The organism is Rhizobium johnstonii 3841 (genome assembly GCF_000009265.1).
Taxonomy (GTDB): Bacteria; Pseudomonadota; Alphaproteobacteria; order Rhizobiales; family Rhizobiaceae; genus Rhizobium; species Rhizobium acaciae.
In genome coordinates this window covers 58,005-72,649 of record NC_008383.1, presented here as the reverse complement: position 1 = coordinate 72,649, position 14,645 = coordinate 58,005, and the positions used below count along the sequence as shown (strand labels likewise).

General features: G+C 57.6%; 14 protein-coding genes and 5 pseudogenes. 15 read left to right on the top strand and 4 right to left on the bottom strand.

Annotated features, from left to right (window positions below):
- Positions 1-35: 35 nt before the first annotated feature.
- The 8 genes and pseudogenes from RL_RS40740 to RL_RS25470 form a co-directional block, all read left to right on the top strand.
- Positions 36-140 (top strand): annotated as a pseudogene (locus tag RL_RS40740) (dihydrodipicolinate synthase family protein); the annotation flags it as partial.
- A gap of 54 nt (positions 141-194) precedes the next feature.
- A pseudogene (locus tag RL_RS25495) lies at positions 195-1,088 on the top strand (lyase family protein); the annotation flags it as partial.
- Positions 1,072-1,878, top strand: a complete 807-nt coding sequence (locus tag RL_RS25490) for a homoserine kinase (RefSeq protein ID WP_011654694.1) — start codon at positions 1,072-1,074, stop codon at positions 1,876-1,878. The pseudogene RL_RS25495 and the gene RL_RS25490, both read left to right, overlap by 17 nt.
- Positions 1,875-2,366, top strand: coding sequence for an Lrp/AsnC family transcriptional regulator (locus RL_RS25485; protein WP_011654693.1), 492 nt, complete (start codon positions 1,875-1,877; stop codon positions 2,364-2,366). The genes RL_RS25490 and RL_RS25485 overlap by 4 nt, the downstream gene beginning before the upstream one ends.
- Before the next feature lie 460 nt (positions 2,367-2,826).
- Positions 2,827-3,074 (top strand): annotated as a pseudogene (locus RL_RS40735) (IS110 family transposase); the annotation flags it as partial.
- 403 nt (positions 3,075-3,477) lie between these two features.
- Positions 3,478-4,419: an amino acid ABC transporter permease gene (locus tag RL_RS25480; protein WP_011654690.1), complete on the top strand. Its 942-nt coding sequence runs from the start codon at positions 3,478-3,480 to the stop codon at positions 4,417-4,419.
- On the top strand, positions 4,416-5,219 hold the full coding sequence (locus RL_RS25475; RefSeq protein WP_011654689.1) for an amino acid ABC transporter ATP-binding protein: 804 nt from the start codon (positions 4,416-4,418) through the stop codon (positions 5,217-5,219). The genes RL_RS25480 and RL_RS25475 overlap by 4 nt, the downstream gene beginning before the upstream one ends.
- A gap of 77 nt (positions 5,220-5,296) precedes the next feature.
- The gene (locus RL_RS25470) at positions 5,297-5,764 is read left to right on the top strand and encodes a RidA family protein (RefSeq protein ID WP_026264766.1); all 468 of its coding nucleotides are present in this window, start codon (positions 5,297-5,299) and stop codon (positions 5,762-5,764) included.
- A gap of 64 nt (positions 5,765-5,828) precedes the next feature.
- Here RL_RS25470 and RL_RS25465 read toward each other — a convergent pair whose 3' ends face one another.
- Complete coding sequence (locus tag RL_RS25465) at positions 5,829-6,782, bottom strand: LysR family transcriptional regulator (protein WP_011654687.1); 954 nt, start codon at positions 6,780-6,782, stop codon at positions 5,829-5,831.
- A 165-nt stretch (positions 6,783-6,947) separates the two neighbouring features.
- On the opposite strand from RL_RS25465, the gene RL_RS25460 reads away from it, so the two are divergent.
- Together RL_RS25460 and RL_RS25455 are read left to right on the top strand one after the other, a co-directional pair.
- Positions 6,948-7,787: an ABC transporter substrate-binding protein gene (locus tag RL_RS25460; RefSeq protein ID WP_011654686.1), complete on the top strand. Its 840-nt coding sequence runs from the start codon at positions 6,948-6,950 to the stop codon at positions 7,785-7,787.
- A gap of 125 nt (positions 7,788-7,912) precedes the next feature.
- Positions 7,913-9,100 (top strand): aminotransferase class V-fold PLP-dependent enzyme, encoded by a 1,188-nt coding sequence (locus RL_RS25455; RefSeq protein WP_011654685.1) that lies wholly within the window; start codon positions 7,913-7,915, stop codon positions 9,098-9,100.
- Positions 9,101-9,223: 123 nt separating this feature from the next.
- Here the strand turns inward: RL_RS25455 and RL_RS25450 are convergent.
- Positions 9,224-9,937, bottom strand: a pseudogene (locus tag RL_RS25450) (PHP domain-containing protein); the annotation flags it as partial.
- The gene (locus tag RL_RS25445; protein WP_049778445.1) at positions 9,934-11,412 is read right to left on the bottom strand and encodes a Y-family DNA polymerase; all 1,479 of its coding nucleotides are present in this window, start codon (positions 11,410-11,412) and stop codon (positions 9,934-9,936) included. The gene RL_RS25445 and the pseudogene RL_RS25450, both read right to left, overlap by 4 nt.
- A 47-nt stretch (positions 11,413-11,459) precedes the next feature.
- Between RL_RS25445 and RL_RS38120 the strand changes: the two genes are divergently transcribed.
- The gene (locus RL_RS38120; protein WP_086935599.1) at positions 11,460-11,621 is read left to right on the top strand and encodes a helix-turn-helix domain-containing protein; all 162 of its coding nucleotides are present in this window, start codon (positions 11,460-11,462) and stop codon (positions 11,619-11,621) included.
- 283 nt (positions 11,622-11,904) lie between these two features.
- Here RL_RS38120 and RL_RS25440 read toward each other — a convergent pair.
- Positions 11,905-12,270 (bottom strand): annotated as a pseudogene (locus RL_RS25440) (integrase core domain-containing protein); the annotation flags it as partial.
- A gap of 78 nt (positions 12,271-12,348) precedes the next feature.
- On the opposite strand from RL_RS25440, the gene RL_RS25435 reads away from it, so the two are divergent.
- The 4 genes from RL_RS25435 (at position 12,349) to RL_RS25420 (ending at position 14,427) form a co-directional block, all read left to right on the top strand.
- On the top strand, positions 12,349-12,603 hold the full coding sequence (locus tag RL_RS25435; protein WP_041936693.1) for an IS66-like element accessory protein TnpA: 255 nt from the start codon (positions 12,349-12,351) through the stop codon (positions 12,601-12,603).
- Between the two features lie 112 nt (positions 12,604-12,715).
- Positions 12,716-13,216, top strand: a complete 501-nt coding sequence (locus tag RL_RS25430) for a lipocalin-like domain-containing protein (protein WP_244432394.1) — start codon at positions 12,716-12,718, stop codon at positions 13,214-13,216.
- A 248-nt stretch (positions 13,217-13,464) separates the two neighbouring features.
- A complete protein-coding gene (locus RL_RS39750; RefSeq protein ID WP_011654680.1) occupies positions 13,465-13,986 on the top strand; it encodes a hypothetical protein in 522 nt (173 codons plus the stop codon).
- A gap of 162 nt (positions 13,987-14,148) precedes the next feature.
- Entirely contained in the window at positions 14,149-14,427 is a 279-nt protein-coding gene (locus tag RL_RS25420; RefSeq protein ID WP_041936714.1) for a putative quinol monooxygenase, read from the top strand.
- The last annotated feature ends 218 nt before the right edge of the window (positions 14,428-14,645 follow it).

Here is a 14,645-nt window from a genome sequence, read left to right as displayed (position 1 = left end):
CACGCTCAATGCCATCAGCAATGTCGGGGTAAACAATGTTCAAGGGTTCTATCACTGCGCCTGTCACGCCATTTGCTGATGGCCATGTGGATGAGGGCGCGCTGCGCGATCTCATCGAATGGCAGATCGACGAAGGGTCCTTCGGCCTTGTTCCGTGCGGAACGACGGGGGAAAGTCCGACGCTCAGTCATGCCGCGAGTTCTGTGAAAGTCGGCCGGACACAGTTGCAAGACGCTGCGCCCGTGACCGCGGGGAAGGAATTCGAAGCGTTTGCTGAATTCATTGACGAGGATATCGTTCAAGTCCACTACGCCTCTAAGCTTCTTAAGGAGATAAACCTCTGCGGTTCGGCGAGCGGCACGGCAATCAACGTACCCTCAGGCTTCGCGCAGGCGGTATGCGATCACCTGTCCCAGAAATCCGGCTACCGGTTAATTCCGGCCCGCAACTTCATCGAAGCCACATCGGACACGGGCGGGTTCGTCTCCTTCGTGCTTGAAGGCATTGCCTTCAACCTGACGAAGATTTGCAACGACCTTCGGCTGTTGAGTAGCGGTCCCCGTGGCGGTCTAGGAGAGATCCGCTTGCCGCCGGTCCAAGCCGGCTCGTCGATCATGCCTGGCAAGGGCAATCCCTTCATCCCGGAGATGATGAACCAGATTAGCTTTCAGGTTATCGGCAATGATCTTACGGTGACGCTCGCCGCCAGTGCCGGTCAACTGCAGCTGAACGCGATGGAGCCGGTCATCGTTTTGAATATCCTGCAGTCGATGCGCATGCTAACCAGAGGCATGGTGATCTTAATGGAACGCTGCATCGATGGCATCGAAGTTGACGTCGATCGTTGCCAGGCGTTGCTCGACCAATCTATCGTTCTTGCTAAGCCGCTGGCGAAGTTGATCGGATACAGCAAAGCGGCAGATCTAACCAAAAAGGCGCTGGTCGAAAAGAGAAACTTACGAGATGTTGTCGAAGAAGAAAGAGGTCTGACGGAAAGCCAGGTTCATCAGATTTATGGAGATACCGCGGAGTTTGCGAATTTCTCAAGAAGTGGTTGGACGGAGGGGAAAGATGGCCGTTTTCACTGAAATATCCGACGAAGACCGAAACTCGATAGCCGCAGCCTACGGTATGACATCGTTGTCGTCGGTGATCGGTATTGCCGACGGTGACAGGGAAACGACCTATCTTTTCCGGACAGCGGGCGGTGAATTCATCGTCACGCTTTTCGAAAACGGCGCCGAGCCGCTGGATCTGGAACGCGCGTTCGCAACGATGGAGAAGCTGAACAACAGGGGTATTCCATGTCCTAAACCGACGCGGACGGTTGATGGCGACGCCACCTTCCAGGCTGCCGGTCGCCTTGTTGCCATCGTGAGCTTTGTAGCGGGATCATCGACAAACAATCCAACGCCAGAAAAGAGCGAAAATCTCGGCCGCCTCATGGCGCGGATCCACGTGATCCTGCAAGGGGGCCGAAAACATTCTCTGGATGAGCTGCCAACGGGTGCCCTGCATGGAGCCCTGGTACCTTCCAATGTCTTCTTCCTCGGAGAGAACGTCAGCGGTGTGATTAACTTCCGGCTCCGGCACGATGACGTGCTGATTTCTGAGATTGCGGACGTTCTCATTAGCTGGGCGAGCCAGCCGGCTGGAGAGCTGGACGAACAGAAAGCCCGGGCCATCTTGGCAGGCTATGAGAGTGTAAGACAGCTGACTGAGGCGGAAAAGAAAGCACTTCCCGCGTTCGTCCTCGCATCCGCCGCCAGACACTATGCTAGCAAAAAGGAAAAGATTTATATGCTTGAGGCGGCTGTACGCGCATTTGAATCTTCGGGATTTGGCCAAGTTGCCCGGCAACCGGCCTGTCGGGCATGAGATATCTTCTCGACCGCATCGACGAACAAATCCTAAGCGCGCTGCGGACCAACGCACGGGCCTCTCACGCTGAGCTATCGGGCAAGGTCAATCTGTCCCGTAATGCTGTTCGCGTTCGGATAGAACGGCTAGAACGCGAGGGCTTCATCAAGGGTTACACGATCGTCACTGGGGATGGCGGAAACGATAGCCCGATCACCACCGCATTGATGTTTGTCTACCGCCAGGACCGTATGAGGGGTGGCGAGATCATCCAAGCTCTGCGGACAATTCCCGAGGTCGTCGCTTGCGATGTGATGACGGGCGATTTCGATCTCGTCGTCAGAGTGGAATCTCCGCGAGCCGATCGAATTCGCCAGATCTGGCAGCTGATATCCGAGCTCCCGGGCGTACGGGACACCCTTACGGCATTCGCTCTTTCCTCCGTTGTGCGGAGGGATGAGGTTCGCCGCGGCCAAAATCCGGCAGCTTCCAATGAGCCTTTATGAGCCCTGTTAAGAAACTGCGAAACATGCGTGCACCGACCAATGCAGTCGAACTTCTACCGAACGGCCGAGGCGCATGTGAAAGCGCATTGTACCCGGCATCAGATCGTATGGATGCCGCGACCCCGCCGGTTTTCTGACCCGGCGTTTCCACTCAACGATGTGGGGAAACGCCTCCAGTGGCAATCGCGGAGGACCTTTTTTCCGGCTACGTCAATATGTGAGAGATGGGTTGAGGGCTGACGGGAGCAAGGGTGTTTGCCGCGGGCGGTGGTCTATACGACGCGGCCGCCTGCGAGATCGACGTGTGGAACCGGCAGGCCGCGCCAACAACCAGTCGCAGATCGGTCTACCATCACGACGGGACTCCGAGAAGTCGATAAGAGGAAGCACCAGAAGGCCGCAGCGGAAAATACAAGTCTCCTTCGACAGCGCCTCATGGACGTGAACGAGCCGCCTTGACGATAAGATTGATGGTGAGGCCTGCTCCGAGCACTGCTTGCGTTCAAGCGCGGCGAGCCACGTGTATGCGCAATGGTCAAAACGCCGGGCCCAGACGATGAAGATGGGAGTCGCATTTGCGGGGAAGTGTTGATTGCGGAACGGGTAAGGCATGTCAATCGCGCAAGGGTCTGCTCTTCGCCCCAGGGCGTCACTGGCTATCAGCCGCTTCGCAAGGATTGCGGGTTGCACAAAGTTCGGGACGGCGATTTCACCGAGTCGCGGACAAAAGTCGCGTCGGATTTAGATCGATTTTTCGTGAGCACCGATCTGGCAATTTGTCCTCGTATTTTGAGCGAGGACATGATGCCCAGACGGAATCCCTGAATCGTAACGAACCCGCAAGACGCGGCGTCGCAGCTTTTCGCCCATTTTAAGGGCGAGCCCCCTTGCCTTTGAGGATTGGCCTGCGGGTGGTCCCGCCACGTTTCTAGTCCTCATGCACCGCGTGCATTTTCACGATGCGAATTATTAATTTGATTGAATGCACCGTCGGGCCTCACAACGAAGGGAGGCGAGATCAAAATTTCCGAGACGTGGGTGACCGCGCCAATCGGGGGACAACCCAGATATCGGGAACGGAATGTGCCCATCTAGTCAAGCGGAGGCGAGTATGACTGGTAGTCAATCCACAAGGAGATCGGCCGACAAGATCGACCCGGAACAACTGACCATCGTTCCACTGCGACACCCTTGGAGGTGGGTGGCCGTCGCCTTGGTCTTAGTGTCGGTCGCCGGCATGATCAGGTCAGCAATTTCCAATCCCGAGTTTCAGTGGCCCATCGTCGCGCAATATCTGTTCAACCCACTCATACTCGATGGTCTTTGGCAAACCGTTCTAATCACAGCGGTCGTGATGGCCCTAGCCACTCTCGGGGGAACCATCGCCGCATTGATGATGCTGTCTCCGAGCAAGCTGCTTTCTGTGCCCGCTGCGGCCTTCGTCTGGTTCTTCCGAGGCACTCCAGCTCTCGTCCAGTTGATCATCTGGTACAATCTGTCGATCGTCGTCAAAGATATCACGCTTTGGCTGCCGGGGGTCGGCACAGTGTATTCGGTGTCTACAAATGACATCATGACCCCACTGGTCTCGGCCATCGTCGCACTCTCGCTTCATGAAGCGGGATATATGGCCGAAATCGTCAGGAGCGGATTGAAGTCGGTCAACAAGGGCCAGTACGAGGCGTCGGCATGTCTTGGGATGAATCCTAGCCTGGCGCTGAGGAGGATTGTCCTTCCCCAAGCGATGAGAATAATCATTCCGCCGACCGGAAACGAGACGATCAACCTTCTCAAGACGACCTCTCTGGTCAGTATCATCGCTGTGGGCGATCTGCTGTACTCGGCCCAGTCCATCTATGCCCGGACGTTCGAGACCATCCCTCTGCTCCTTGTTGTGTCTTTCTGGTACCTCGCCGTAGTCTCGATCATGTCTGGCGGTCAGTTCTACCTGGAAAAACATTTCAGCCGCGACGAGCATCGCATCAATCCCGGAATCACGAGGGCAATACTCGGGAACCTGGCCAAGATCGGTCGGAAGGAGGCGCTGGCATGACTGCACCCGGCACACATCACGAGCGCTTCGGGATCGCATCTACGACGATGGTACATGCCAAAGGCATCCGCAAATCCTACGGCCATCTCGAGGTGCTCAAAGGCGTGGACCTCACGGTGCCGTCCGGCTCGGTCGCTTGCATCATCGGCCCTTCAGGATCGGGAAAGAGCACATTCCTGCGCTGCATCAATCACCTCGAGGAAATCAATGGCGGGTTGATGCTCGTCGACGGAGACTTCGTTGGCTATCGCCTAGAAGGCAACAAACTCTACGAACTGCCGCCGAGCGCGATATGCCAGCGCAGGGCCGAGATCGGAATGGTTTTCCAGCAGTTCAACTTGTTTCCTCACATGACCGTGATCGAAAATCTTATGGAGGCTCCTTTACGCGTGAAGCGGGAGCCGGTTGCGCAGGCGACGGCAAAGGCGATTGAACTTCTCAAACGGGTGGGCCTTGCCGAAAAGAGGGACGCTTACCCGAGGCAGTTGTCGGGCGGCCAGCAACAGCGCGTGGCTATCGCACGGGCGCTCGCGATGAACCCAAAGGTCTTGCTTTTTGACGAGCCGACATCCGCACTCGATCCAGAGCTCGTGGGCGAGGTGCTCGAGGTGATGAAGAGTCTGGCGCGCGAGGGAATAACCATGGTAGTCGTGACGCATGAAATCGGGTTCGCCCGCGAGGTTGCCGATCAGCTTATTTTCATGGACGGCGGGCTTGTCGTCGAATCCGGCAACCCGCGAGAGATGATTGCCAACCCGCAGTCTCCCCGAACACGTGAGTTTTTGGCGCGCGTCCTCTGACGCGCGGAAAAACTCCCGGACCGCCCTCCGAAATTCATCTATCCACAGCCACAGAAGCTGAAGGACAGGACTTGCCAATGAACTCTTCTTTCGAGCAGCGCATCATAGAACTGGCCATCGATCTCCCGAAACCGCCCGGATCGGTCGCGAACTACGTCGCGACTCATCAAGTCGGGAACCTCCTGTTCATTTCAGGGCAGCTTTGCGTGTCTCCCGGCGGCACACTCGTGGCGTTGGGATCGCTCGGGGAAAACGTCTCTGTCGAAGACGGAATACGAGCTGCTCGGGCCGCTGCGATCAATGTCATAGCTCAAGCTAGAGCCAGCCTTGGAAGCCTGGACAAGATCAAGAGGGTCGTTCGACTGGGTGGGTTCATCGCTGCGACGTCTGCGTTTTCCGAGCACGCTCGCGTCATGAACGGTGCCTCGGACGTCATCGTTGAGATTTTCGGCGAGCAAGGGCGGCACGCGCGGAGCACCGTCGGGGTTTCTTCCCTGCCATTGCAGGCCGCAGTCGAGGTCGAAGCCCTGTTCGAGCTAGACTGACAAATGCCTGCATGCCCCCTTCGGCGGTTTGTCGCAAACGCGGCTTTTCAGGCCGCAGGCGCGTTCAAAGCTCCAGTCGTTCATAGACGCCTTGTTTGAGCGTCCTCTGCCTGTCAGACACGTCTTTGATCAGGTTCCGGAACCACACATGCCCGGGGTCTAGTTCATTCGATCTATCGAAGATTAACGAAATAGTGACATCGGGAAGTTCGAGCGGCGGAGGAACGATCGCTGTCTCGCTTTCTTCAGAGAGTGCCAGCAACACGCCGTCACCGAACGCCGAAATCAGCTCCGTGCCTTTAATGACCCATGGAGCAACGAGATAGTGCGGTATCGTTGCAACCACTTTTCGATGAAGGCCGAGCTTCTGCAAGGTTATGTCCGCGACGCCGGCTGCGATGCCGTCCGCGGATATCTGAAGGTGCGGCGACGCGAGGTAACGATCCAGCGACATGTCGGCCATCGCCGGATTTCCAGTCCATCCAGCACAAACCATCCGATCCCTCGAAAGCTCCACGACCTCGAAGTGCTCGGCATCGAGCTTGGGGTTGCCAAGCACCGCGCATTCCACTTCGCGGTTCTTCAACGATCCGAGTGCGTCGGGTTCCCTGGCGTGGACCACATTCAACGAAGCATTGGGCGCGAGCATCGAGAAATTCTCGATCAGTTCGGGCAAGTAGGTGACGGCCGTATAGTCCGAAAGGCCAATCCGAAAATTTCTAGAGGTGGTCGTCGGATCGAAATTGAGGTGTCGGTCCACCGCCACCCGAATTTCGTGCAGGGCCTGGGAAATGACCTCCGCCAATTCTTTCGCCCGTGCGGTCGGCTCCATGATCCCCGCTTCTCGGGTGAAGAGGTCGTCTTTAAACACGTCGCGAAGCCTGCCCAGTGAATGGCTTATGGCTGACTGGGTGCGCCCAAGTCTGTCTGCAGCCCTGGTCACACTCCGCTCCCGCATGAGGACGTCGAAGGTCCTTAGGAGGTTGAGATCGATTTGGTTCAAAGAGAACTCGGCCATATCGGGACCCTCGGGTGCTTTTGCTCGCCGTCAAAAGATATCGGCGGTCCGCAGAAGATCATGAACGCAGCTCATATTGTCAATGCATCTTTTCAATTCGATTCACTGTCCAGGATGTGCTTCCTTACCCGTGCTAAACGCCAACGTCCAAAAAAGGGGATCATCATGAAAGCCACGCATCTGGGTATTTTCGTCGCCCTCACGCTTGCGCAGAACGCCATCGGAGCGGAGGTTCCGGTCACGGAATCCGTCAAGTCGTCCGGTACGCTCACAATCGCAAATGGGCTCGATTACGCACCATTTGAGTTCGTCGATGCAAACGGCCAGCCGGCTGGCCTGGACGTGGATTTGGCGCACGAGGCGGCGAAGCTCATCACGGCTAAACTCGACCTTCAGCGCATACCTTTCGCTTCCCAAATTCCTTCGCTCTCGGCCGGAAGGGTCAAGGTAGCGTGGGCGACGTTCACGGTGAAGGAAGATCGCTTGAAGCAGGTCGACTTCGTCACGTTCCTCCAGTCAGGAACCGTGGCGATGGTTCTCCCTGACAAAAAAGACTCCATCTCGGATGCGAAGAGCCTGTGCGGCAAGCGGGTGGCTGTCCAGACCGGATCGGCGGCCGATTTCACCACGGACAAGCTGAGCGAGGACTGCGCGAAATCCAACCTGCCCAAGATCGACAAGGTCATCTATCCCGAGCAGAAAGACACGATCCAGGCGGTGCTGACAGGTCGGGCCGACGCTCGTTTCGACGACTCCACCGCAGCTGGATATTACGAGCAGACCAGCAATGGAAAGCTCGTCGTTGCTCCGGGAGTCTACGATGTCCTACCTTTAGGCGTCGCCGTCCAGAAAGGCGACAAGGCCTCAGCTGAAATGATGCAGGCAATTTTTCAGGAACTCATCGCCAACGGCAAGTACGAGACCGTCCTCGACAAGTATGGCATGTCGCTCGCGGCGGTCAAAAAATCCCGTATCATCACCTCTGTCGATCAGATTGCCGAATAAGCCCCTTACGAGCGGATGAGCGCCATCCGCTCGCTTTCACCCTCGCTTTGGCTTGTTTGCCGTGACCAAATTCACGAGCGACGGGAGCAGACGGAAACTGCGCCATTTTTTCACCGAGATCATGTATGAACGCACACGCTTCAACGAGGCACCAGACCTATCTGAACGCGGCCGAACTCGCAGTCATCCGCAGCCAATACCCGATCGTCAAAGAATGCATCTATTGGAACAACGCCGCTGTTTCCCCTATATCGATCGGCGTGCGGGATGCGATCGCCCGGCAGGCGACACTCCATGCCACGGACACGTCCGGGATCATGGTGGCAAGCGCGCCGACATGCGACAAAGGACGCAGCCTTGCCGCCAAACTTGTTGGCTCGACTGCGGAACGGATTGCCTACATCCAGAACACCTCGCATGGCCTGTCGCTCGTCGCCTTGGGAATCGACTGGAAGCCTGGTGACAACCTGGTGGTTCCTGAGCTCGAATTTCCCTCAAACTTTCTCATCTGGGAGACGCTTTCCCAGCAAGGTGTGGAAATCCGCACGATGAAGGCGCGCAACGGAGCGCTTGCTCCAGATGATCTTCGTTTCCTGGTCGACAGCAGGACGAAACTGGTCGCAGTGAGCCATGTTCAGTTCTACAGCGGTTTCCGGGTTGATCTCGCCGGATTCTCGCAAATCTGCGCCGATCACGACGCATTGTTGGTCGTCGACGGCACGCAGTCGGTCGGGGTGCTGAGCGTGGACATGGAGGGCGAAGGCGTAGATGTCCTCGTTGTGAGCGCGCATAAATGGATGCTCGGACCAGTCGGAATTGGCTTCGCCGCGTTCTCCGAAAGGGCTTTCGAACGCATCAAGCCGCGCATCGTCGGTTGGTTGAGTGTGAACGACGCCTTCTCCTTTCATCGCGTTCTCGATTTTCTTCCAGACGCCAAGCGGTTCGAACCAGGCACCGAGAACGGCGCAGGCATCTTCGGATTGGCCAAGAGGCTTGAAGAGATCGATTCCATCGGCATGGAGAAGATCGAGAGTTATGTTATGGAACTCGGAGCGCGAATTCGGACGCAGGCTAAATCCGCAGGGTACGAAATCATGAGTGATTGGCCGGAAGAATCCCAGTCGGGCATCATCCTGCTGAAGAATCCAAAGATGGCCACCAGCGTCCTGTTTGCAGACTTAGATGCTGCCGACGTGAAATGCAGCGTCAGGAACGACGCCGTCCGTTTTTCGCCCCACTACTACAGCAATGAGGATGAGCTTGCGCTGGTCTCAGATGTATTACGCGGAGCAGCGTCCCGAGCCAATGCGTAACACGCCACTCGCTCGAAGGCGGCACTTTGATAGCGTGCATGCTGCATTTGTCGCATTCCGGCCAAATTCCGGTGATCCTGGACAGCAAGGAACGGTGTCAATACAAAGGCCGCCGATAGTTGGCGCGAGGGCGTGCCGGTACCGCCGAAACAACCGCTCCATTTCTTCCGGCGGATTCAGATAGCGGTCGGCGTGGCGCTCGCGCTCGAAGCCGACATCGTCGATTGTGGTGCGGGTGCGAATGCAGGTGACGATGTCCTGCAACTGCCGGCGACCTGGTTCGTGGAAGAGGATGTCATTGGTGACGACCGTCTTCACCTTGAACCGCGCCGCAAGATTGGAAATCTCATGCAGCCGCAGCTGGTCGTTCTGCCGACGCCGGAGGCAGAGCGACACATAGGCCCGATCACCAAACAGCTCGGCCATCTTGCGCAGCTGGATCGCACAGACGTCATCCGGCAGGTCCGGCACCAGAATGCCGATCATGCCGTCGGTGTATGCGATGACATCATCCCAATGCAGGATGCAGTTGTTCTTGCCGCCGCGCGACTTGCCAAGCGTGATGAGACGAGTCAGCCGGGAATAGGCAGCCCGGTCGCTCGGATAGACCAGCACCGACATGCCGTCTTGCAGATCGAGCCGGCAACCGACAAGGAGGCGTAATCCCGTGGCGCGCGATGCTTCGAGCGCCCGGACAATCCCGGCAAGGGAATTGCGATCGACAACGCCGAGAGCTTCGATGCCGAGAGCCTTGGCGGTCTCGAACAGTTCCTGCGCTGAGCTTGCGCCGCGCAGGAAGGAAAAATGGGTCGTGACCTGCAGCTCGGCATAACTCATGCGAAGATCCCATGGCAGAACCAGCGATGGTTTCCGGTTTCAGGATCGATGCCATCACCGGAACGAAACACCCAGAGACGCTCGCCGGCCTCGTCTTCGATGACGAAATAATCCCGCACCGCCTCCATCTCGGCGTCGCGCCGCCACCACTCGCCAAAAATCCTCTCGGGCCCATCGGCCCGCTTGACCTTCCGGCGCTTGCCGCGCCAGGTGATCGATACCGGCGGACGGTCCGGTAGCAAGGCAATCGCTTCGATCAGCTCGGGACGGGCCAGCAGCCGGACAGGCCGGCGCCAATGGCTGACCCAGGTGACCTCGACCGGATCGGCAGCAGGACTGATGCGCTGGACGGAGCGCTCGGGCACGTCGGAGGCAACCGGCGCCACCCGATACACGCGCTGCCCGCGGTTGCCATAGATATCGATCAATGGCGTCACGTCCTTCACTTCCTCCTCGACCAGCGATGACGACCTCTGGCGCTCCTCCAGCGGCTCGACTATGACCGCAACCAGGGTGAGCTTCTCGATCCCGAAGCCGGGCTCGATCTTCTCCGTTCGATCGCGAAACAGCTTCGTCAGCCAGGCGACGTCGCGCACCGGCTTCACCGCGCCGGCGCGGATTGCCTGCCTGGCACCATCGACCTTCTCGACGATCAGATCCGCCCGGCGAACGCCAAGGCCGCGTTTCTGAAGCTCCTCGATCAATTGCACGACCAGCCGACCGACATATTTGTTGATGGTTTCGGCAGCGCCGATCGGTTCGGCAAAGGCGCGGCTCACTTCAATCAGCTCGGCGGTGCGGATCGGATCGATCGGTTCGGAGACTCGGCCGAACATCTGGTCGAGCCGCCGGCCAATCTCCGGACCGAAACGAAGCGTCAGCGGCGCGCGCGGCGTGTTGGCCAATTCGCCGATCGTCTGGAAACCGAGCGTGCGCAGATCGCTGACGACTTTCCCGGGAAGGCGCAGCAACGATATCGGCAGCTTTTCGACGGCGCGCACCGTCTCGCCGATCGGTACGATGACCGTCTCGCGGCTGATGGCACGGGCGCAGGCGTGGGCCGCACCCCAGGTGTCGGCGATCGCGACCCGCGGAGTGAGCTTCTTTGCCAGGAACTGATTGGCGATCTTCGTCACCATTGGCAGCTCGCCGCCCTGCAGGTGATCGGCACCCTCGGTATCCATGACGATCCCGTCGATGCCATCGACTGCGACGATCGGTGAGTAGAGCGTCAGCGCCCAAAGGGTGATGCGTTCGAGTGCTGCGGCATCCTTTACAGGATCCGCATCGACCAACATCAGGCCACGGAAAAGCGCCTGTGCTTTGGCCGCCGGCATGCCGACATGCACCCCGGCTTTTCGGGCGGCCGCGTCTGCGGCCGAAACCCAGCGTTTAGACCCACTCCTAGCGATCACGGCGATCGCCTGTTCAGGCGGAATAGACGGATCGGCGCGACGAATACGATCCGTCGGCAGATCCGGCCTTCGCTCGAAATTTGAGAGCTCTTCGACAGGCGAGAAAAATGTCGCAGGAGGAGCTCGCCCATCGTGCCAGCGTTGATCGGACCTACATCAGCTCTCTAGAACGATGCGTCTACAGCCCAAGTATTGAGGTGCTAGACCGATTCGCTGCCGTGCTGGGTGTTGAACCTGCTGACCTACTTAGAAAGCCAAATAAGGAATAGCGAGCAACCGTGCGGCGACCTCGGTATTCTTAACGCGATCGCCGCCCTAACCTGTTGCGAAAGTTGGCTTTCGCGGCGTAAGCATATGTATGGAACTGCGCGGCAGCACATTCGGCGCCGAGGAAGCCGGATGGCGGCCGCCCCTTGGCTAATTGCGCTCCCCCCGCAATTACATAGCCGGTGACCTGCCACTGAAGTTTCATCCGGCTGCGATTAGAGCCTCGGCGGTTTTGAACCGCTCCCAAACGTTGGACCAGCGGACGCTAGAGTTTTCCGGCTTCATTCAGGGAGGCGAGCTGGTTGCGCCTCCCGAATTCATCAGCGAGATCGGCGGCTTATTGCCGATTGCACCATGAGGCCGTTCTTCGTTGTAGTATCTACGCCAATCCTCCATCTTTTCGCGGGCATCCGCAAGGGTTAGGAACCAATGCAGGTTCAAACATTCGGCACGAAAGCGGCCATTGAATGCTTCAATGAATGCATTATCGGTCGGCTTGCCTGGGCGTGAGAAGTCCAAGGTCGCCCCCTTGGCATAAGCCCAAAGATCAAGATCGCGGGATACGAACTCCGTCCCTTGATCGACCCTGATGGTCTTTGGATAGCCGACATTCCGGCACACCCGTTCCAACGTCTGCACGACATCTTCACCGTAAGCCCACGGTGAAGGCCGTCTTGCAGTGACGGGCTGCTGACTGCGAGTCCTAGTGGTAACACTAGGAGTAGCCATATGACGAAGCATTCAATTGAGGTGATCACGTCCGTAGAGCGCCGTCGGCGCTGGTCACGCGAAGATAAAGAGCGCCTCGTCGCTGCATGTTTTGAGCCGGACGCGGTGATCTCCGAGATTGCCCGCGCGGCCGGCATCCATGTCAGTCAACTTTTCCGCTGGCGTAAGGAGCTTTGCCAAATTGAGCAGCTGAGCTCTGATACGTCGACTTTTGTGCCGGTGATCGTGTCAGATGTCGCATTAATCAGAGCTTAATTGTTCTGGGTAGGATCAGCAGATGCACCATCGGTCGTCGTCGGGGGGCATATTCGTTTGGCATGGCGGCAGATGAATTTGATATTGGGTAACGCAAGAAATGCGATCTAGCATGACCGAGCAAGGCCACGGAGTGCAATTACAGCGCCAGATCCAAGGGAGCTTGACAATGGTCGCACATTCTATCGTTCACCCGGCTTTCGCCGACACCAAAACGCTCACCGGCACATGGAAGCTTAAACGTTGGGTGTTGGAAGACGTAGACACAAAGGAACAAAAGCCCTCTCCGTTTGGCGAGCGCCCCGCGGGCTGTGTCTTCTTCTCATCGGGTCGCATATTGGTTCTGATCACGGCTGAAGATCGCAAGCCGGCCGAAGGTGCCGATGGGCAGAGTGCCGCCTTCCGCAGCTTGTATACGTACTCCGGTAAATATCGGCTGGAGAACGATCGTTTCATAACGAAAATTGACATTGCGGGTGATCAGAATTGGGTGGGCTCCGAACAACAACGGACCTATCGCGTGGACGGTGACACCCTGATCATCGAAAGCGTTCCGGCTACCCAAGCCGGAAAGACGTTGCGCGGTATCTTGGAGTGGGAAAGAGAGCCTTAAGTCAAGAGCAGGCTTGGCTCCTGAACTTTTAGTGGGCCTGAGGTCGGGCCGCCAGGAATTAGTGGCCACCGAGCGCACCCTGTTCCCCGGATATTCGAATTGCGTCACGCCACCGAGTGCTGATTGATTGACGTAAAATGAGACCAATGACGAGCGCGTGAGTCTTGGGACGATTATGGGCTTGCTGTTGAGGACGTCAGGAGCGTGACCTTGCCTACTGGTTCCCGGTCAAACCGGAGCAAGACGAAATGTGGCCTGTCGGCCCGATCGATATATTGGAGATCTGTTCTGATTGTCCGATAGTGATGAGCCGGCAAAGGTTAGACCTATTGTCCGGCACATCGCCTTTCAGCCGGTTTTACAAGATAGGTCGCGCATCGACGCTGCTATTCCTGAAGTGTTGCGATGAGTTTTGGTGGTCTCCGCAGCTCCGCCGCAGCGGCAGACGCGGCTGCATCGACCGTCCCGCCGGACACGTGAACCGTCGGAGTTGCGAACTGGATGCCTTTTTCCGCGAACGTCTTCTTGAGACATCACTTGCCTGGTTTGATACTCTTGGCTCCATCGAAGTGATCCAGACGATCGGAGCTTCGCCTATCCTGGGCGACCTCTTTATCGCAGCATGGCTGGGGTCCGTTTTGATTGCGCTGATCTTCGTGATTTGGCTGCGAACACGCGTCAAGGATCGCCCGTTGGCAGATGCGAAACTTGGCGATAATGATATCAAAGATGTCATTATCGCCACTCGCGCTGCGAGTTCGCTGGCGTAGACTGAGGCTCTCTTCAACGCATCCTCAAGGATCAAAATGATGGTCTCTCTGAAGTACTCCGCAACCGCGATGGTGGTCGCCCTCAACATCAGCGCTGCACTCATTCTCGGTGCACCGGCGCATGCCGCCGAGCCAACTTCAACCGCGCAGGCGAACGTCGGCTTGTGGGTCGTGCTAGATGCCAAGGCTGGAAAGGAAGAGGACGTCGCGCAATTCCTGCGCGGCGGCCGCGCTATCGTGCAGGACGAGCCGGCAACGATCGCTTGGTATGCGGTTCGTTTAAGTAAGACCCAATTTGCAATCTTTGACACGTTCCCCGACGAGGCAGGTCGGTCGGCGCACCTGGCTGGCAAGGTCGCAGCCGCATTGATGGCCAAGGCCCCCGAATTGCTGGATCATGCGCCCACCATTTCAAAGATCGACATCATGGCGACGAAATAGCCCGCAGCGAACCAACCGGTCGTTTGTGGCGGGCCAACTCCATCATACTTCGGCGTTGGCCTGCACGGACGACATTGAACTCGCTCCATCGGCTTTGGCGTTCGAGATGAGCGTCAATGCGGCCGTAGAGTTGGTTTCCCGCTAATGAACGCTACCAGACTTTTTAGCACGACCGCGTATGTGATCTTGTTATTCTTGGATTCGGCAACGCGACCGCT

Coding starts and splice junctions, on each gene's coding strand:
- RL_RS25485 (WP_011654693.1), top strand. CDS start 1,875: ATGAGATATCTTCTCGACCGCATCGACGAACAAATCCTAAGCGCGCTG.
- RL_RS25475 (WP_011654689.1), top strand. CDS start 4,416: ATGACTGCACCCGGCACACATCACGAGCGCTTCGGGATCGCATCTACG.
- RL_RS25470 (WP_026264766.1), top strand. CDS start 5,297: ATGAACTCTTCTTTCGAGCAGCGCATCATAGAACTGGCCATCGATCTC.
- RL_RS25430 (WP_244432394.1), top strand. CDS start 12,716: ATGACCGAGCAAGGCCACGGAGTGCAATTACAGCGCCAGATCCAAGGG.
- RL_RS25490 (WP_011654694.1), top strand. CDS start 1,072: ATGGCCGTTTTCACTGAAATATCCGACGAAGACCGAAACTCGATAGCC.
- RL_RS25435 (WP_041936693.1), top strand. CDS start 12,349: ATGACGAAGCATTCAATTGAGGTGATCACGTCCGTAGAGCGCCGTCGG.
- RL_RS38120 (WP_086935599.1), top strand. CDS start 11,460: ATGTCGCAGGAGGAGCTCGCCCATCGTGCCAGCGTTGATCGGACCTAC.
- RL_RS25460 (WP_011654686.1), top strand. CDS start 6,948: ATGAAAGCCACGCATCTGGGTATTTTCGTCGCCCTCACGCTTGCGCAG.
- RL_RS25465 (WP_011654687.1), bottom strand. CDS start 6,782: ATGGCCGAGTTCTCTTTGAACCAAATCGATCTCAACCTCCTAAGGACC.
- RL_RS25455 (WP_011654685.1), top strand. CDS start 7,913: ATGAACGCACACGCTTCAACGAGGCACCAGACCTATCTGAACGCGGCC.
- RL_RS25480 (WP_011654690.1), top strand. CDS start 3,478: ATGACTGGTAGTCAATCCACAAGGAGATCGGCCGACAAGATCGACCCG.
- RL_RS39750 (WP_011654680.1), top strand. CDS start 13,465: ATGTGGCCTGTCGGCCCGATCGATATATTGGAGATCTGTTCTGATTGT.